Annotated in this window: 16 protein-coding genes and 3 pseudogenes; 15 read left to right on the top strand and 4 right to left on the bottom strand. The window is 35.5% G+C overall.

Annotated features, from left to right (window positions below):
• Positions 1 to 3 precede the first annotated feature (3 nt).
• Complete coding sequence (locus tag IPH11_05630) at positions 4 to 468, bottom strand: thioredoxin family protein (protein MBK6913155.1); 465 nt, start codon at positions 466 to 468, stop codon at positions 4 to 6.
• Between the two features lie 1105 nt (positions 469 to 1573).
• On the opposite strand from IPH11_05630, the gene IPH11_05625 reads away from it, so the two are divergent.
• The 14 genes and pseudogenes from IPH11_05625 to IPH11_05560 all read left to right on the top strand — a co-directional run bounded on the left by IPH11_05625 (position 1574) and on the right by IPH11_05560 (position 14964).
• Positions 1574 to 3109 (top strand): 4Fe-4S binding protein, encoded by a 1536-nt coding sequence (locus IPH11_05625; protein MBK6913154.1) that lies wholly within the window; start codon positions 1574 to 1576, stop codon positions 3107 to 3109.
• 8 nt (positions 3110 to 3117) lie between these two features.
• Entirely contained in the window at positions 3118 to 4056 is a 939-nt protein-coding gene (locus IPH11_05620) for a DUF1624 domain-containing protein (protein ID MBK6913153.1), read from the top strand.
• A gap of 309 nt (positions 4057 to 4365) precedes the next feature.
• A complete protein-coding gene (gene gnd, locus IPH11_05615) occupies positions 4366 to 5262 on the top strand; it encodes a decarboxylating 6-phosphogluconate dehydrogenase (GenBank protein MBK6913152.1) in 897 nt (298 codons plus the stop codon).
• A gap of 88 nt (positions 5263 to 5350) precedes the next feature.
• Positions 5351 to 6871 (top strand): glucose-6-phosphate dehydrogenase, encoded by a 1521-nt coding sequence (locus IPH11_05610; GenBank protein ID MBK6913151.1) that lies wholly within the window; start codon positions 5351 to 5353, stop codon positions 6869 to 6871.
• 6 nt (positions 6872 to 6877) lie between these two features.
• Positions 6878 to 7582 carry a 6-phosphogluconolactonase gene (gene pgl / locus IPH11_05605; protein ID MBK6913150.1) on the top strand — a complete coding sequence of 235 codons (705 nt, stop codon included), beginning with the start codon at positions 6878 to 6880 and terminating at the stop codon, positions 7580 to 7582.
• Positions 7583 to 7668: 86 nt separating this feature from the next.
• Positions 7669 to 8672 (top strand): annotated as a pseudogene (locus tag IPH11_05600) (transaldolase).
• Between the two features lie 2 nt (positions 8673 to 8674).
• A complete protein-coding gene (locus tag IPH11_05595; protein MBK6913149.1) occupies positions 8675 to 10354 on the top strand; it encodes a glucose-6-phosphate isomerase in 1680 nt (559 codons plus the stop codon).
• Between the two features lie 61 nt (positions 10355 to 10415).
• Positions 10416 to 10649: a ribbon-helix-helix domain-containing protein gene (locus IPH11_05590; protein ID MBK6913148.1), complete on the top strand. Its 234-nt coding sequence runs from the start codon at positions 10416 to 10418 to the stop codon at positions 10647 to 10649.
• Complete coding sequence (locus IPH11_05585) at positions 10636 to 10896, top strand: type II toxin-antitoxin system RelE/ParE family toxin (protein MBK6913147.1); 261 nt, start codon at positions 10636 to 10638, stop codon at positions 10894 to 10896. Before IPH11_05590 ends, IPH11_05585 begins: the two co-directional genes overlap by 14 nt.
• A gap of 97 nt (positions 10897 to 10993) precedes the next feature.
• Positions 10994 to 11311 carry a winged helix-turn-helix transcriptional regulator gene (locus tag IPH11_05580; protein MBK6913146.1) on the top strand — a complete coding sequence of 106 codons (318 nt, stop codon included), beginning with the start codon at positions 10994 to 10996 and terminating at the stop codon, positions 11309 to 11311.
• Positions 11312 to 11330: 19 nt separating this feature from the next.
• Positions 11331 to 12137 carry an arsenite methyltransferase gene (arsM, locus tag IPH11_05575; protein ID MBK6913145.1) on the top strand — a complete coding sequence of 269 codons (807 nt, stop codon included), beginning with the start codon at positions 11331 to 11333 and terminating at the stop codon, positions 12135 to 12137.
• Between the two features lie 278 nt (positions 12138 to 12415).
• The gene (locus IPH11_05570) at positions 12416 to 13204 is read left to right on the top strand and encodes an ABC transporter permease (protein MBK6913144.1); all 789 of its coding nucleotides are present in this window, start codon (positions 12416 to 12418) and stop codon (positions 13202 to 13204) included.
• Positions 13186 to 13949, top strand: a pseudogene (locus IPH11_05565) (ATP-binding cassette domain-containing protein). Before IPH11_05570 ends, IPH11_05565 begins: the two are co-directional and overlap by 19 nt.
• Complete coding sequence (locus IPH11_05560) at positions 13942 to 14964, top strand: MCE family protein (GenBank protein MBK6913143.1); 1023 nt, start codon at positions 13942 to 13944, stop codon at positions 14962 to 14964. Before IPH11_05565 ends, IPH11_05560 begins: the two are co-directional and overlap by 8 nt.
• Positions 14965 to 15210: 246 nt before the next feature.
• Here IPH11_05560 and IPH11_05555 read toward each other — a convergent pair whose 3' ends face one another.
• From IPH11_05555 to IPH11_05545, 3 genes and pseudogenes are all read right to left on the bottom strand, one after another.
• On the bottom strand, positions 15211 to 15558 hold the full coding sequence (locus IPH11_05555; GenBank protein MBK6913142.1) for a type II toxin-antitoxin system RelE/ParE family toxin: 348 nt from the start codon (positions 15556 to 15558) through the stop codon (positions 15211 to 15213).
• Positions 15521 to 15822: pseudogene (locus IPH11_05550) on the bottom strand (type II toxin-antitoxin system Phd/YefM family antitoxin). The gene IPH11_05555 and the pseudogene IPH11_05550 overlap by 38 nt, the downstream one beginning before the upstream one ends.
• A 616-nt stretch (positions 15823 to 16438) precedes the next feature.
• On the bottom strand, positions 16439 to 16600 hold the full coding sequence (locus IPH11_05545) for a hypothetical protein (GenBank protein MBK6913141.1): 162 nt from the start codon (positions 16598 to 16600) through the stop codon (positions 16439 to 16441).
• 628 nt (positions 16601 to 17228) lie between these two features.
• Between IPH11_05545 and IPH11_05540 the strand changes: the two genes are divergently transcribed.
• Positions 17229 to 17888 (top strand): T9SS type A sorting domain-containing protein, encoded by a 660-nt coding sequence (locus tag IPH11_05540; protein MBK6913140.1) that lies wholly within the window; start codon positions 17229 to 17231, stop codon positions 17886 to 17888.
• Positions 17889 to 17912: the final 24 nt, after the last annotated feature.

Raw genomic sequence — 17912 nt, 5'->3', positions numbered from 1 at the left:
CAATTATGATCCTATCAATGATCTTAAATGCTGCACATAAGCGGCACCACCACCAGGTTGATAACCGGTTGTATTAATTAAATTTCCTGAGCTGTTCAAAAGTATAATTGTCGGAAATCCTCTAACGCCAAAACGTTGAGCTAAATTATTGTTATACATTTTTGTTTCAACAGTCTGTTCAATCGATCTTGGAAAATCTAATTTGACCAGGACTAAATTTTCATTTGCATATTTTTCAAAATCACTTTGCGTAAAAACTTCTGCACTAAGTTTTTTACACCACTGACACCAATCTGAACCCGTGAAGTTCACCAGAATAGTTTTATTCTCAGTTTGAGCTATTTGAATTGCTTCTTCAAGATTTGTATGCCAATCCAATGAATCAGTTGATCCGGTATTTCCGCAGCCAGAATTTAAAAAGCCTGTGAGAAATAAAAAAAATACTATCAGCGATTTGTAATTATTCATATTTATATTCTTTATTTTATTAGTGTTAAATAATTGACAATATTTTAGATTCAAAAGTTTGAACTTAGATTCACTTAAATATAAAAATAATTTATCCTCAATCATTTTAGATTTCATCTGAAATAATTCAATATTTGTGAAAGGATCAGTAATGAGTTCTATTCTATCTAAATATTTCAACTGGCTTCAAAAAGATGTTCCCGTTGGAGAAGTAGAACGCTATCCTAAAATTGATGACACTGGCGAAACAACTGTAAAAGGAATTTTTGTAACCGGCGATCTTACCGGCATCCCGCTTTTAAAACTTGCTGCTGAAAATGGACAAAAAGTTGTCCAACATATTATTAATACCGAAGACTTTAAAAAATTAAAATCATCAAATACTCAAAAAGATATTTACGATGTGATTATTGTTGGTGCCGGGCCCGCTGGAATTTCAGCCGGATTAGAGGCACAGAAACAGAATATCAATTTTAAAATTCTTGAATCATCGCAGAAGTACAATACAATCATAAACTTCCCTAAAGGCAAACCAATTTTTGCAGAGCCTGTTGAGTATAAACAGAAAGCTGACCTTATAATCAATGAAGGCACAAAAGAATCTTTATTAGAAGAACTTTATTCCCAAATCAAAAATAAAAATCTGCCTGTGGCAGAAGGTGTGATGGTTGAAACAATTAATAAAGTTGGCGATCATTTTGAGCTTGTTACAAAAAAAGAAACATACAAAGCACTTCGTGTAATACTTGGTATTGGAAAATCCGGCAACTCAAGAATGCTAAAAGTTCACGGTGAAAATCTTCCTAAAGTTTTTAACAGATTGTTTGATCCTGCTGATACTAAAGGACAGGATGTGCTAATTGTTGGCGGCGGAGATACAGCATTAGAAACCACAATCGCTGTTGCTGAGCATGCAAAATCAACGACAATTTCTTACCGCAAACCGGCTTTTTCACGGCCGAAAGAGGGCAATGTTGAAAAGTTAAACAAACTCGTTAGCGATGGTAAGTTGAAATTGATGATGGAGTCAGAAGTAAAAGAAATCAAAGACGATAAAGTTGTTCTTGTTGATAAAAATAAAAACGTAGTTGAAATTGATAACTCGATGGTCTTCACAATGATAGGCAAAGAGCTTCCATTAGATTTCTTCAAGCGGTCAAAAATTCAAATGGAGGGGGAACTTTCACTTACAGCAAAAATGCAATTTGCTTTACTGATGCTTTTTGCCGGTGTTATGTATTTCGGCAAAAGCAGTGCTGATCTTTTTGATCATTTTTTTGGAAAGGTGAACTCATGGTCTGATGTTTTTTCAAATCTTTTCAATCCTCAGTTCTGGAGTAATTTTGCCGCACTTCCAATTTTAATTCTTCAAACAATTTTTTCCGATAAAATAAAAGTTTGGAGTTTTACAAAATATTTTAATGCATTCGTTGCATATATATCATTGATTGGATTTACTCTTCTTGGATTTTACTTACTTTATAAATTTTTAAAAGACTACCTTCCGCAAATAAAATTAAACTGGCAAACATTTAAGTATTTCTATTTTATCACTGTTGGAGTTTTCTTTGCAATTGTTTTTTTTGGCGGAAGATATTTTGGAATTGAGTTTTTAAATAAGCCGCAATCTTTTTGGTACACTGGATTTTATTCGCTCACTATTCTTCTCTTTGGATTAAGAAGAATAAAAATGAAACCAACCCGTTATATTAAATTGCAAACATGGACATTAATTCTAATTCAAGCATTGCCACTTTTCATTTTCCCGGAAATTGTTTTCCCCTTCCTCGGGAAAATCGGTGCACTTGGAAGCAGCAATGGATTTATTCTTACCCAAATTTTTCCCGGTGAAAGCTACTGGCACTCTTATGGATTTATTTTAGCCTGGCCCTTGTTCATGCCCAATTTATTTGGTTCAAGCATTACAACCTTTTGGTTGATTTATAGCCTTGTTCAAACTTTCATCATAATTCCATACATTGTTTATCGCTGGGGTAAAGGCGCTTATTGCGGATGGATTTGTTCCTGCGGCGCGCTTGCAGAAACTTTAGGTGATGAGTATAGAACACTTGCGTTGCATGGGCCCAAAGCAAAGAAGTGGGAAAACTTTGGTCAGTGGGCTTTGCTGGCTGCATTCGTTGTAACCGGGTTAAAATTGTTAAGCGGCTTATATGATTTTAATATTCCAATTATAAACGAAAAAATTTCTTACACTGCGGATATACTTCACAATATTTATTACATTGGAATTGATGTGATATTTGCCGGCGTACTTGGTGTGGGTGTTTATTTCTTTTTAAGTGGAAGAGTGTGGTGTAGATTTGGCTGTCCGCTTGCAGCGTGGATGCATATAGTAAATCGTTTTTCACGTTATAGAATTTTATCTGAAAAGAAAAAATGTATTTCATGTAACATCTGTACAAAAGTTTGTCACATGGGCATTGATGTAATGAACTATGCCAACAAGGGTATTCCGATGAATGATGTTGAATGTGTACGTTGTTCTGCTTGCGTTGTTAATTGCCCAACACAAGTTTTATCACTTGGTGAATTGCCCAAGGTGGATGTAAACAATAAATTATATAAGGATATAAAGATTGATTTGAGTAATAAATCTGCTAATTGGGGCAGCGGGCTATAAAGTAAATTATGAAGGGAAAAGTAAGATTTGAATCAATTGATTTGTTAAGAGGACTTGCAATCATTGTGATGATTGAAGTTCATGTGTTTAACGCAGTTCTTATCAGCGATGTCAGGGAACAAGGTTGGTTTCAAATTCTAAATTTTATTAATGGACTTGTCGCACCTTCATTTCTTTTCGTTTCTGGATTTGCATTTTATATTTCAGTCAATAATAAAGTTGATGAGCTTAGAAAGTTTGGAGATGTTTTTTACAAAAGAATTAAGCGCATAGTTGAAATACTTATTATAGGATATTTTCTGCATCTTCCATTTTATTCTCTCAAAGATTTTATTCAACAGATTGATTACACTGGTTGGATTGTATTTTCAAATGTTGATGTACTGCAATGTATTGCGGTAGGGTTGTTTTTACTTTTACTACTTAGAATTATTATAAAGAATAACCGGTTGTTCATCATAACAATTTTAATCCTTACTTTAATAACTACAATTGCCGCTCCTATAATTTGGCAAATAAATTTTGCTGAATTTCTACCATTACCGTTAGCTAATTACTTTAATCAGAAAAACGGATCTCTGTTTCCGATTTTTCCATGGATGGGGTTCATTTTTAGCGGAGTGATTGCAGGTAAATATTTTGTCGAAGGCGAGGAAAACGGTGAACAAAATATTCTGATCAAAAGAATACTGCTACTCGGAATGATTTTCATACTTTTCGGTCATATACTTTTATCAGGAATTCTGCCCGAATCAATCAACTCGCTTTCGCCAAACCCAATATTTTTTATTTTGAGATTGGGTTATGTATTGGCATTGCTGTCATCCTGCTGGTTCGTCACGCAAAAAATCGGTGAAATTAAAATTTATTTATTATGCAAGCAGGGAATCATTGCTAATCTACTGGCTGCACTTGCAGTTCATTTATCTGCAATTGTTTGCTGGTAAAAGTTTAGAAAATATTTTCGGAAATTCTTTGGGAGTGGCAGAAAGTGCACTTGGGACAATATTTCTTATATTGATAATGATAGCATGTGCTAAACTATGGGGTAGGCTAAAAGTCAGAAGTATGAAGACAGCACGCACTATAAATTATGTGTTTGTTTCAATTCTGATAATAGTTTTTATTATAAGGTAGTGGTTACTCTGAAGTTCTGTTGCATCATTAATTCTGGAAATATTTCACAAATACTTTGTCACTTACTTAAAGTGTTCGGAACTAATATATAATATGTTAAAAAAATCAATGGAGAATATATGAAACTTGGCTTTATCGGTCTCGGCAAAATGGGAATGAACATGGTTCATCGTTTAATCAATCAAGGGCATCAGGTAGTGGTTTACAATCGCTCGATGGATAAAATTATTGAAGCACAAAAATTAGGCGCAATCGCATCAACTTCTATTCTCGATTTAGTAAGTAAACTTGATGGAAAAAAAATAGTCTGGTTAATGGTTCCATCGGGCAAACCTGTTGACGAAAACATTGAAGCATTGCTTCCAATGTTGAAAAAAGATGATATTATAATTGACGGCGGAAATTCCTTCTGGCGCGATACGCAAGCACGCGGAAAAAGAATTTCCGATAAAGGAATTCACTATCTCGACTGCGGAACAAGCGGTGGTGTATGGGGATTACAAAATGGCTACTGCCTTATGTATGGCGGTGATAAAAAATCAGCGGACTTCGTTGAACCTATCTTTAAATCTTTAGCACCGGAAAATGGTTATGTCTATTGCGGTGAATCCGGTACAGGGCATCTTGTTAAAATGGTGCATAACGGAATTGAATATGGAATGATGCAATCTTATGCTGAAGGTTTTGAAATACTTCAAAAGTCTCCCTTCAATATTGATATCACTAAAGTTGCCGATGCATGGCAGTACGGTAGCGTTGTTAGAAGCTGGCTCCTTGAACTTGCGGTTAATGCTTTTAAAAACGATCCCAAGCTGGAACAATTAAAAGATTATGTTCAGGATAGCGGTGAAGGACGATGGACTGTTCAAACAGCAATGGATTTTAATGTTCCGGCTCACGTTATTACTGCTTCGCTTTATACAAGATTTCAATCACGTCAGGATGAATCTTTTGCTATGAAAGTTTTAGCAGCACTCAGAAATCAATTTGGTGGACATGCAGTTAAAACAAAATAAAAATTCGATTCAATAAATTCGCAAAGCGGTTAATTAAAAGAATCCAATTATCTGCTTATACCGGCAAAATAAAATTATTAGAGAACACATGGACAAAAATGAAAATCATATTTATGTTATATTCGGAGCTTCAGGCGACCTCACAAAGAGAAAGCTGGTTCCTGCCATCTATTCGCTGTATGTTCAGAATCTTCTTCCTGAAAAATTTACTTTGTTGGGAGTATCAAGATCGGAATTTAGCGATAACGAATTTCGAACGAATATGAGAGCAGCCATTCTTCAGTTCACAGAAATTGAAGATGAATCGAAAATTGATGAGTTCATTAAAAAATTATTCTATACAACAATCGAGTTTAATCAAACTGCTTCTTATCAAAAGCTGAATAAAAAAATTATCGAACTCAGGAAAGTCAATGAAGTAAGTGGAAACACGATATTTTATTTATCAACCCCTCCAAGTTTATACGGTATCATTCCGCAAAAACTTGCTGAGGTTGGATTGAATAAACAGAATGACGGATGGAAAAGATTAATAATTGAAAAACCCTTCGGGTATGATTTACAATCAGCATTAAAGTTAAAGGATGAACTTCTTAAAGACTGGAATGAAGAACAGATTTTCAGAATTGACCATTATCTTGGAAAAGAGACAGTCCAAAATTTATTAGTAACAAGATTTTCAAACGGAATTTTTGAACCGCTTTGGAATAGAAATTATATTCATCACGTTGAAATAACATCCGCAGAAAGTATTGGAGTTGAAAAACGCGGAGGATATTATGAATCTTCAGGCGCTTTACGTGATATGGTTCAAAATCACCTATTACAAGTTGTAGGTCTCACAGCAATGGAATCACCCTCCTCGTTAGAACCAATTGCGATACGAAACGAAATCTTAAAAGTATTTCAATCACTACGCCCGATCAAAATAGATGATGTTAAAAAAGTATCTATTCGGGGGCAATACGTTTCATCGCATATTAAAAAAGAATTAGTCAATGGTTATCGTGAAGAGGAAGGTGTCAATCCTGAATCTTCTACGGAAACTTATGTGGCGTTAAAATTTTTTATTGACAACTGGAGATGGGGAGGAGTCCCATTTTATATCCGCACAGGGAAGAGACTACCAACGCGGGTTACTGAAGTTGTGATTCATTTTAAACCTACTCCGCATTTTTTATTTTCACGAAGTGACGTCAGTCGTAACTGTAACCAGCTTGTTATCAGAATTCAACCCGACGAAGGTATCTTGCTTAAATTTGGTATGAAAACACCCGGAGCAGGCTTCGAAGTGAAAAATGTTAATATGGATTTTCACTATTCTGATCTTTCTAATTTAAGAATTCCCTCCGCCTATGAACGCTTGCTTCATGATACAATGAAAGGCGATTCAACTTTGTTTGCAAGAACTGAAGAAGTTTTGGAAGCCTGGAAGTTCTTAACTCCTCTAATTGAATGCTGGAAAAATGATAATAGGGTTCCGCTGTTTGGATATCCCGCCGGTACCTGGGGACCGGAGAACGCCGATGCCTTAATCGAGGATGCAAGTATGGGGTGGAGGTATCCCTGTAAGAATCTTTCTGATGATGGAGTTTACTGTGAATTGTAATTTGGGATGGTAAAAATTTTTGAAAATATAGATAAACTGACCGCATCTCTATTTGAAGAGATCGCCTCTTCGCTGAAGAATAATAATAAAATTAATATTGCACTTTCTGGAGGCAGCACTCCATATGTAATATTCCAATTGTTAGCAAAAAATTATAACAATAAAATTGAATGGAATAAAATACATTTTTTCTGGGTTGATGAAAGATGTGTGTCCGTGGACAGTTCTGATAGTAATTATGGTATGACTAAAAAGGCTTTGCTGAATCACATTCAAATTTCAAACGAAAATGTTCATCCCGTTTATTGCGATAAAGACTACCAGGAAGCAGTTCAAAAATATTCCGCCGATGTAAAATCTATTGTGCCGATAATAAATAATTTGCCTCGCTTCGATTTAGTTCTGCTCGGTGTTGGTTCTGATGGACATACCGCATCAATATTTTATGATCAAATTCACTTGATGAAATCTTACGAAATATGTTCTCTTTCAGTTCACCCTGAAAGTAAGCAAAAGAGAATTACTTTAACCGGCAGAGTGATTAATAACTCAAAAAAAATTATATTTATTGTGACCGGAAAAAACAAGGCAGTAGTTGTTAGTAACATTTTAAATAAACAACACGAGTTACGTTTGCCGGCTGAATATATCAAACCAACGGACGGAACTCTCGACTGGTTCCTCGACAGAGAGGCGTCTTCTCTTTTGTAGTGCTTTCAAAAAAATATCAATCTTGTCGAGTAAAATATTTCTCAAGAAAAAAGTAAAATGATTTTAAAAAATAATAAGGAAAAAAAATGAATAAATTAAATGAACTCGCGAAACTTGGTCAATCAGTATGGCTCGATTACATCAGCCGCAAATTGATTGTATCTGGTGAATTGAAAACTCGTATTGCTAATGGTTTACGCGGTATGACTTCAAACCCAACTATATTTGAAAAAGCAATAGCCGGCAGTTCCGATTACGATTCTGATCTTAAAGAGCTTAACAAGCTGAACTATTCCATTGAAGAAATTTATGAACAGATTGTGATGAAGGATATTTCACTCGCCGCAGATGAAATGAAATCAGTTTATGATTCAACAAACGGTTTGGATGGATACGTCAGCCTTGAAGTAAACCCCCTGCTTGCTAATAAAACAAACGAGACAATTGAACAAGCTCTTCGTTTATTTAAAGAATTGGATCGGAAAAATATTATGATTAAAATTCCCGGCACCGAAGAAGGTTTGTAAAGGGTTTAGAAAAATTTGATTCTACCGGCGGTGATGTAAGTAAACTTGCGTCGGTTGCCTCGTTCTTTGTTAGTCGCGTTGATACGGCGGTTGATAAAGAACTTGAAGCAAAAGGAAATAAAGATTTACTTGGTAAGATTGCAGTTGCAAATTCTAAATATGCTTTTGAAGTATCAAAGGAAATTTACTCGACCGAGCGATGGAAAAAACTTGCTGATAAAGGTGCAAGAGTTCAACGTTTACTTTGGGCAAGCACGGGCACAAAAAATCCTGTCTATTCCGATGTGCTTTATGTTGATGAACTTATCGGTACTGATACGGTCAATACGCTTCCGCCCACAACTCTCGATGCATTTATTGATCACGGGAATCTAAAATCAACACTATCAGAGGATATTCCGGAAGCTAAAGCGCAACTGAGAAAACTTAATTCACTTGGAATAGATATTAATTCAATCACAGACAAACTTCAGATTGATGGCGTAAAATCATTCTCCGATTCATTTATTTCGTTAATGAAAAGTCTGAAGGATAAATCTGAAAAAATTAAGGCGGGGTTATAAAAATGAAATATGAAATAGGAAATCTTAGGCAATCAGTTGATCTAATGCTGACTCAATTACAAAATGAAAATGTAGTTGATAGAATATGGAAAAAAGATTTTACAGTGTGGGGCAGCTCTCCTGAAGAAATCAGCAATAGACTTGGCTGGCTTGACTCCCCCGAAGTTACAAGGAAATCGTTTGATGAAATTCACAAATTTGTTAACGAGGTGAAGGCAGAAGGATTTACTAATGCCTTATTAATAGGGATGGGGGGATCAAGCCTCGCCCCGGAAGTTTTCAGATTTATATTTGGAGTTAAGGAAGGATATCTTGATTTATCAATTTTAGATAGCACCGATCCGGAAGCTATTCTTGAAAAAGCTAATAATCTTGATCCAGAAAAAACTCTGTACATTGTTTCAACAAAGTCCGGAGGTACGGTCGAAACAATTTCATTTATGAAATATTTTTATAACTACACTCTTTCAAAAGTTGGGAAAGAAAAAGCTGCAAAGCATTTTATTGCTATCACCGATCCAGGCAGCGGACTCGAAAAAATGGCTCGTGATTTAAATTTCAGAAAAATATTTTTGAATGACCCAAACATTGGAGGTAGATTTTCTGCCCTGTCATTATTCGGAATTGTTCCTGCTGCTTTAGTCGGAGTAGATATTGAAAATATTCTCGGCAGCGCTGAAATGGAAATATCAAACTCACAAAAATCAGGCGATGATTTTCTACAGAATAATTCTGCAGCACTTGGAACAATTATGGGCGTACTTGCTGGCAGGGGGAAGGATAAAATTACGTTTATTATATCACCAAAAATTTCTTCCTTCGGCGCATGGGCAGAGCAATTGATAGCTGAAAGCACCGGTAAGATCGGGAAAGGGATTCTGCCGGTTGATTTAGAATCACTTGAAGCACCGGAGTTTTATTCTAACGATCGCTTGTTTGTTTATATCAAATTGAAGAATGACAATAATATTAATGATATAGCAGCAAGTCTAAAATCCGCCGGGCATCCTCTGATTGAAATTGAACTTGATACTATTTATGATTTAGGAAGAGAATTTTTCCGTTGGGAATTCGCTGCCGCTGTCGCCGGACATGTTCTCAGCATCTCGCCATTTGACCAGCCAAATGTTGAACAAGCCAAAGTAATTGCACGGCAAATGATGAAGGAATATCAGACTAACGGTAGTCTTCCAGTGTTAACATCAGCGTTTCAGGAGGGTGAAGTCAAAATTTACGGTGATGTTAAACCAGGAAATATTTCTAATGCACTTCCAATGTTTTTACACAAGTGTAAAGGCGGAAAAAATTATGTAACCATTCAGGCTTATTTACAACCGACAAAAGAGACGACCGGAATGCTGCAAATGTTGAGAACTTCTATTCAAAAAAAATATAAAGTTGCTACTACTTTTGGCTACGGTCCAAGATTTCTTCACTCAACCGGACAGCTTCACAAGGGTGATGGCGGCAATGGATATTTTATTCAATTCATTGCAGATAACAAAACGGATACGCCAATCCCTGATAATGCAGGAAGTGATAATTCATCAATTACATTTGGTATTCTGAAAAGAGCACAATTGTTAGGCGATCGGCAGGCTCTTATTGACAATAATAGAAAAGTAATTACGATTGATTTGGGGAGTCAAATAAAAAGTTCTTTCGAAAAATTTCTTATATGATAATTAACGTTTTGACGTTATAACGTTACAGCTTTATAATGCAGATAAAAAAGGAATAATTATGGCGACATTGAGCAAAAGGGCAACCGTTTACCTTGATCCACAATTGCATAAAGTGCTAAAGCTAAAAGCTGCGGAAACTTCAGTCTCAATCTCACAGATTATTGATGAGGCATTAAGAAAAGAATTGGCAGAGGATGAGCAAGATTTAAAAGTTTTTCAAGTTCGTGCAAAAGAACCAACAGTTTCTTACGAAAAACTTTTAGCAGAATTGAAACGTGATGGTAAAATTTAAGCTTCAGTTCAAAAAATCTGCAGCGAAAGAACTAATGGCTTTACCAAATAAAGAAATTAAGAGGATACTTCAATCAATAGATCAATTAATTGAGAATCCTCGTCCAATCAATTCAAAAAAACTTTCAGCCAGCGAAAAGTATCGTTTAAGAGTGGGAGATTATCGAGTGCTTTATGAAATCCAAGATCAAAGATTAATAATTTTTATAGTTAAGATTGCGCACCTCAAAGAAGCATATAAATCCTGACCTCACGCTATTCTATTTAAGAATCAGAAAATAATTTAAAATAATATTGTCTGTAATTAAATTCATCGTATATTTGCGATGAACGATTAGAAAAAAAATGTCAAAATCAAAAATAGAAGAATTTACCAAAGAAGATATCTGGCTTGCTGAGGTTGCCAAAGCATTGTCTCATCCTGCAAGGATAAGGATACTAAAAATTCTTACAAGTATGAATTCCTGCATTGTTGGAAGTTTAGTGGAGCAGCTTCCTCTTGCACAAGCCACTGTTTCGCAGCATTTAAAAGAATTAAAATGCGTTGGGCTAATTGAAGGAGAAATAGACGGACCAAAAATATGTTATTGTGTAAATAATAAAAACATTGCTAAAGCAAAGTCGGCTTTAGATAAGTTATTCGTAAAAATAGGTTGTTGTTAAATTAAAAAAGGAATATAAAATGGAAACACCAAACGAAATCAAAAAAGTTGTAAAAGATAAATACTCCGAAATTGCATTGTCGGTAAAAGGTTCCTGCTGCGGACCTACAAGCTGCTGCAGTGATTCATCTACTCTCGATTATTCAATGATTGGCGATGAATACAAAAATGTGAAAGGTTATATACCGGATGCTGATCTCGGTTTAGGCTGCGGCTTGCCGACCGAATATGCGGATATAAAATTGGGAGATACAGTTATTGATCTTGGTTCAGGTGCCGGTAATGATGTTTTTATTGCGCGTGCAATTGTTGGTGATGTAGGCAGGGTGATTGGAATTGATATGACTGAAGCAATGATTGAAAAGGCAGATAAAAATAATTCGAAACTCGGATATGAAAATGTTGAATTTAAATTGGGCGAGATAGAACAACTTCCGCTCGAGTCCGGGATCGCTGACGTTGTTGTAAGCAACTGCGTTTTGAATCTCGTGCCCGATAAACAAAAAGCTTTCGCCGAAATATACAGGGTGTTAAAATCAGGCGCTCATTTCTGTGTTTCCGATATTGTTATTAAAGGAGAGTTAAATCCGGAATTGAAAAAATCTGCTGAGATGTATGCCGGCTGCGTATCCGGGGCTATTCAACAGGATGAGTATTTAGCTTTGATAAAGCATGTTGGATTTAAAGATGTACAAATCAAAAAAACAAAAGTGATTGAATTGCCTACCGAAGTTTTATCTGAATATCTTTCGGCAGACGGACTTAAAGCATATCAACAAAATGTTGAAGGAATTTTTAGCATTACTGTTGTTGGTTACAAAGGTTAAAATAGCCTTTGTTGATTATCTAAGAAAGCAAATTTCACGGCTTTAGTTAATGATAGATATTATATCTGACTAAGGCCGCTTTTATTTTTTACGAACAAAATCACCAGAACGAGATAGCAGTTGTAGATAATAATTTTTCATCAGACATTGGCTAAATTCTGCAAATCACAATTCACTATTCTCACTTCAATTTTATTTTCATTCAGATTCATTTTTCTTTAATTTTCCACTGTGTTTAATCATTATAACTTCGAAAATCTCTTAAAGAAAAATATTTGATGATAAATAATTTGTCCATCGAAAAAAGATTGCTTGAATTCTTCACCACCATTGCCGGTTTATTTGAATTCAGTATTAGATTTTTTAAAGATATTTTTGTCCCTCCCTATGAAATTGAGCAAATCAGAAAACACATGGACGAACTCGGTATTAAAACCTTACCAATAGTAAGTGTTACCGGTTTTATCATCGGGCTTGTTGTAGCAATGCAAACACAACCGGTACTTCTTCGCTTTGGTGCGGAAGCATATCTGCCTGGCTCAGTTGGAATATCAATAGTCCGCGAACTCGGTCCGGTTATCACAGCATTAATTTTTGCAGGGAGAGTCAGTTCGGGAATCGGTGCAGAGCTTGGCTCGATGCGTGTAACTGAACAGATTGATGCGATGGAAGTTTCGGGTGTTAATCCATTTAAATATCTTGTCGTAACAAGAGTATTCGCCTGCACATTTATTTTGCCCCTCCTTACCATTTATGTTATTTTTATTTCTTTGATTGGAGCGTATGTCGCTGTACTTCTTGTTCAGAATATGAGTGTTGATTATTATATCGGTGCAGTAATTAAGTCGCTTGAATTTGGTGATGCAATTCCCGGCATTGCTAAAACTTTTGTGTTTGGTTTTATAGCTGGAATAGTTGGAAGTTACAAAGGTTACACTGCAACAAACGGAACCGAGGGTGTGGGAAAAGCATCAACTACTTCAGTTGTAGTTGCTTCATTATTAATTCTTTTGTTCGATATGATTTTAGTTAAACTGACTTTATGGCTATGGCCGACAATAAAATAGTTGTTGAAATAAAAAACCTTTCCAAAGCTTTTGGCGAGCACATTGTGCTTGATGATATTTCGCTGCAGGTGGAGGATGGCGAAAATCTCGTTGTGTTTGGAAGAAGCGGAACCGGCAAAAGTGTTCTCTTAAAATGTATGATAAGATTATTGGAAGCAGATACGGGGCGGGTGACTATACATGGCAAAGATGTAATTAACTTATCGTTTAATCAATTGAATGAACTTCGAAAAGATATTGGCTTTCTTTTTCAAGGTGCTGCTCTGTATGACTCAATGAGCGTAAAAGAAAATCTTGAGTTTCCATTAATCCGTCATTTTGATTTTACTCAAAAAGAACGCGATGAAAAAGTAAATGAAATTCTACAAAAAGTTCAGCTTGAAGAAGCGCTGAATAAAATGCCTTCCGAACTTTCAGGCGGAATGAAAAAAAGAATCGGACTTGCACGTGCTGTTATTTCTGAGCCGAAACTTATGCTGTACGATGAACCAACCACCGGGCTTGATCCGATTACATCAAAAGAGATAAGCAAGCTTATTCTTGAATTGCAAAAGAATTTAAAATGACTTCGGTGATCGTTACTCACGACCTGCTTTGTGCCGAGATAATAGCCGATAGAGCTATCATGCTTGAAAAAGGGAAAATACAATTCGAAGGAACAATAGACGATATGATTAAATCAGAAGATAAATTCTTAAAAAATTTTTTCAGTAATGAAATAATCGAAAGCAACAACAATGCATAAAAGTCTTAAAGCGGCAAAGCTTGGTATTTTTATTTTTCTTGGAAGCGTGCTTATGGTTACTATTATCTTTCTGCTCGGTAACAAAGAAGCGCTTTTCAAATCCACATTTACCGTCAAAACTTATTTCAAAAATATTGAGGGCTTACGCAACGGTGCACCGGTTCGACTCAGCGGAATAGATGTAGGCAGCGTTAAAAGTATAGACATTGCTAAAGACACAACAGGCAGGATCATCGTTACAATGCGCCTGTTAACCGACATTGAACAGTTCATTCGAAAAGATACCAAAGCGAGCATCGAGACAGAAGGGCTTGTCGGCAACAAAGTTGTGATTCTTCAAATCGGCAGCAACTCAAGCGAGCAGGTTGGCGAGGGGGGTACTATTTTATCTAAAGAGCCGCTTAGCTTTGCTGATGTTATTGAAGAGACGCAGGGAATTCTTGCCTACACAAAACAGATGACGAAAGATCTTTCCGAAATTACAACCAAGATTAACAGGGGTGAGGGAACAATCGGAAGAATTTTAACCGACGAGGAACTTTACAATGCTGCCACGGATCTTACCAAACGCGCCGATAATAGTCTTGTGAACATAACAGAACAGCTTAATGAAGTTTCAAATCTTTTTATTGATCTTGGTGTCAGCGTGCGAGGTGCAGTTGTTAATGTTAATGATGTTATCTCACAGATAGATTCAGTATTTAATAACGTGCGCAAAGGGGAGGGAGTCATCGGTTCGCTGCTAGTGAAAGGCACCGAACAGGATTCCATTATCACAGCAGTGATGAAAAATCTTCTGCAAGTTTCCGAAGAAACAAAATCCGGCGCCTCAAAACTTGCTGAAAATATGGAAGCACTTAAACACAACTGGCTTTTCAAAAGTTATTTTGAAGAACGCGGCTATTGGAGCGGAGAAGAATTCGAAAAAGAAATTGACACCAAGCTGATTGAACTGAACGACAAAATAAAACAGCTTGACGAAAGAATAGAAACACTGAAGCAAATGGAAAAGTGATTTCGATAAATGTTTTTTGGGGAAGTGTAAATAATTCTGTGTCACTTCTGAAAAATTAAATTAATAGTGCTTGTCATTCCTGCGAAAGCAGGAATCTAATACAAAATAAGTAGATTCCCGTTTTCACGGGAATGACAAACTGAATTTTTCAGAAGTCTCTCTGCTAAATGGTTACTGCTGAAAATTTGTTCTCTCTCTTAAGCTGGAGGAGTATGTTTACCAACGCTCTCTGGTTATAAGTTGTACTTATTCTCGTATCAATCTTTCTTGCAATAATTTTTGTATATCTCTGCGCCCATCTAAAACACAATGGACAAACACAACCTTTTCAATAATTTGATAAATAATGCGGTAAGGTTTATAGTTTAGTTCCAGGAAATCATTTACCCCAAGCAGTTTTAATTCGGGAGGGACGTGTCCGCGATTTGGATATTCTTGAAGCGACAAACATTTCTCATACAATTTCGAATATAATTTTTCAGCCTTTTCTTCTGAATCGTTTAAGTAAACGTATTGATATATTTCAAACAAATCCTCCTCAGTTGAAGCGGCAATATTAACTTTGAACTTCACTTTGACTCTTTTTAAAATCATCTATACGGCTCCGGACATTCTTAAACGATTTATCCAATGTTTTATAATTACCTTTTTAATTTCTCTTCCGCTCAAAGCAAGAATTTTTAGCAGAGCAATGCTCTCCTGTGTTTTTTCATATACTTTAACATCCTGAAGAATTACTTTTGCTTCACCGTTATGTGTAATTATTAACGTGCTCTGATTTTTTGCAACATCCCGGATAATTTCAGAGGCATGTGTTTTTAAATAACTTATTGGTTTTACTGCTTCACTGAATTTCATTTTATTTCCTTTTAATTAACGACTATAATATAGCCCTTTAAGTAGTCTAAATCAATCCTGTGCATTTAGTTATAAAAATGTTTCTTAGAAGAATCTCTCTTGAATAGCAGCGCCCCAAGAGAAATCAAAACACTTTGGAGACCAATAAAAAAAAATCATGTTTAGATGATTTGATTTTACTTACATACGTTTGAAAAAAATGTACGCAAGATTCCATCTTAGGTGTCCAAGATGTGATCTTGGGTGTCCGAGATGTCATCTTGGGTGTCCAAGATGTGATCCTGGGTGTCCAAGATATGATCTTGGGTGTCCAAGATGTGATCTTGGGTGTCCAAGACGTGATCTTGGGTGTCCAAGATGTGATCTTGGGTGTCTAAGATGCGATCTTGGGTGTCCGAGATGTGATCTTGGGTGTCCAAGATATGATCTTGGGTGTCCCAGATGCCATCTTGGGTACATAAGATGACATCTTATGTGCGAATTTTGACGATTTTGGAGGTTAGGAGTGATTTTTAGAGGAAATAGTTGTGGAGGTTGGTAGTTGGAATGTAAAAACTTATTTATAAGACAAACCTCCGAAGTTTCCAAAACTTCGAAGGTTTAAAAGTGTGGTTTATTATTCCATTATTTTATCAGAATCATCTTCTTCTATTTTAGCAATAGTATCATCTACCACTATTTTTATTTGAAAAAAATCTGTTTGACCGGTTTCCAAATCAAATTTAGCGCGGATAATTTGTCCTTTCTTGTCGTAATCTTTTTTATAAACGGCCGCCATGGCTTGTTCTATGGCGTCTAATATTTTTTGTGTAACAATTCAAATTAACCATTGGATGTTTGAATTATTTGAACTAACTTTACCCCTGTTGAGAATATGGCACACTTAAGAAAGTGATACTCATGGTTTTAGAAGAAATACTAATTGCAAACACTGTACATGCAGGCGGGAATTTAGCAGTATAATTAATACTTAACCATTTTGGTTAAAATCTAATAATAATATTTTTCTGAGGAGGAAGATTTATGAAAAGAATAGTTTTACTTATGCACTTTTGGAGCTTGTTATTTGATTTTTTGGTTTTTTAGTGGTAGAATATAGGTAATTGATTCTTTGAAATAAATTATATTTAAATAAATATAAAGGAGGCGTTATGAAAACGCTCAAAATTTTCTTTTTTGTTCTTTTTGTTCTTGCTTTCTCTCCTCCTGTTCTTACGCAGGATGTGGGGATTGATGGGGATGGTGAAGGTGGATAGTTATTTGGTCATACACTTTTTTTTAGTTGGTTAGATTCTGCAAACACTTGGACTTCCCAAGAAGTAAATGAATTTGGTAATCATTTTAAACAAGTTACCTTTCATGGAGGAACTGAATATTTTAATGATGTTTATGGTGGTTCAGTAGAATTGTTAAAATATTTTGAATATTTTGCAGTTCCAGATTCCATAAATATTATGGTAAAATCTACTGATTGGATAAATGTTACTAAGTTCGAAATGGCTTTAGCTCTCCAATCGCCTGAAGATGATTGGGTTTTTTTGGGAAGTCAAACAGAGCTTGTTTTTTTAGATGCAGATTGGGCAGAAATTTCTTGGAATATGGATCTTACAAAATTTGTGATGGATTCTATAAAAATAATATATCTTTATTTTGCAGTTTATGCAGCTGAATCGTGTTATGTAGGAGGAACTGCTTTATTTGATGATTTGGTTGGTATTAATAATAATAGTCAATTTCTGATTGATGGGTTTGGGGATGATTCAATTACAGGAATAGAAATTTCTGAAATAGAACAAAATCTTTTTGGTTTTGTTTTAGGACAGAATTATCCTAATCCTTTTAATCCTTCCACTACGATTGAATTTTTTATTCCTGAAAGGGAGTATGTGAGTTTAATTGTCTTCAATTCTTTAGGAGAAGAGGTTGAAGCTCTTCTTTCTGAAGAAAAAGAACAAGGAAGTTATGAGGTAAAATTTAATGCCTCAGATCTCCCGAGTGGAGTCTATTTCTATAAACTGCAAGCAGGCAATTTTGTGGAGACGAAAAAGATGACCTTGATCAAATAATTTTTTACATAGTTAAAAGCGGTA

The sequence above is a fragment of the Ignavibacteriales bacterium genome, from assembly GCA_016709155.1.
Taxonomy (GTDB): Bacteria; Bacteroidota; Ignavibacteria; order Ignavibacteriales; family Ignavibacteriaceae; genus JADJEI01.
The sequence above is the reverse complement of the archived record's forward strand: the minus strand, read 5'-3'. Positions and strand labels throughout refer to the sequence as shown.

Coding starts and splice junctions, on each gene's coding strand:
- IPH11_05630 (MBK6913155.1), bottom strand. CDS start 468: ATGAATAATTACAAATCGCTGATAGTATTTTTTTTATTTCTCACAGGC.
- gnd (MBK6913152.1), top strand. CDS start 4,366: ATGAAACTTGGCTTTATCGGTCTCGGCAAAATGGGAATGAACATGGTT.
- IPH11_05545 (MBK6913141.1), bottom strand. CDS start 16,600: ATGGCGGCCGTTTATAAAAAAGATTACGACAAGAAAGGACAAATTATC.
- IPH11_05555 (MBK6913142.1), bottom strand. CDS start 15,558: ATGATTTTAAAAAGAGTCAAAGTGAAGTTCAAAGTTAATATTGCCGCT.
- IPH11_05560 (MBK6913143.1), top strand. CDS start 13,942: ATGCATAAAAGTCTTAAAGCGGCAAAGCTTGGTATTTTTATTTTTCTT.
- IPH11_05625 (MBK6913154.1), top strand. CDS start 1,574: ATGGTCTTCACAATGATAGGCAAAGAGCTTCCATTAGATTTCTTCAAG.
- IPH11_05585 (MBK6913147.1), top strand. CDS start 10,636: ATGGTAAAATTTAAGCTTCAGTTCAAAAAATCTGCAGCGAAAGAACTA.
- IPH11_05620 (MBK6913153.1), top strand. CDS start 3,118: ATGAAGGGAAAAGTAAGATTTGAATCAATTGATTTGTTAAGAGGACTT.
- pgl (MBK6913150.1), top strand. CDS start 6,878: ATGGTAAAAATTTTTGAAAATATAGATAAACTGACCGCATCTCTATTT.
- IPH11_05570 (MBK6913144.1), top strand. CDS start 12,416: ATGATAAATAATTTGTCCATCGAAAAAAGATTGCTTGAATTCTTCACC.
- arsM (MBK6913145.1), top strand. CDS start 11,331: ATGGAAACACCAAACGAAATCAAAAAAGTTGTAAAAGATAAATACTCC.
- IPH11_05580 (MBK6913146.1), top strand. CDS start 10,994: ATGTCAAAATCAAAAATAGAAGAATTTACCAAAGAAGATATCTGGCTT.
- IPH11_05610 (MBK6913151.1), top strand. CDS start 5,351: ATGGACAAAAATGAAAATCATATTTATGTTATATTCGGAGCTTCAGGC.
- IPH11_05595 (MBK6913149.1), top strand. CDS start 8,675: ATGAAATATGAAATAGGAAATCTTAGGCAATCAGTTGATCTAATGCTG.
- IPH11_05590 (MBK6913148.1), top strand. CDS start 10,416: ATGGCGACATTGAGCAAAAGGGCAACCGTTTACCTTGATCCACAATTG.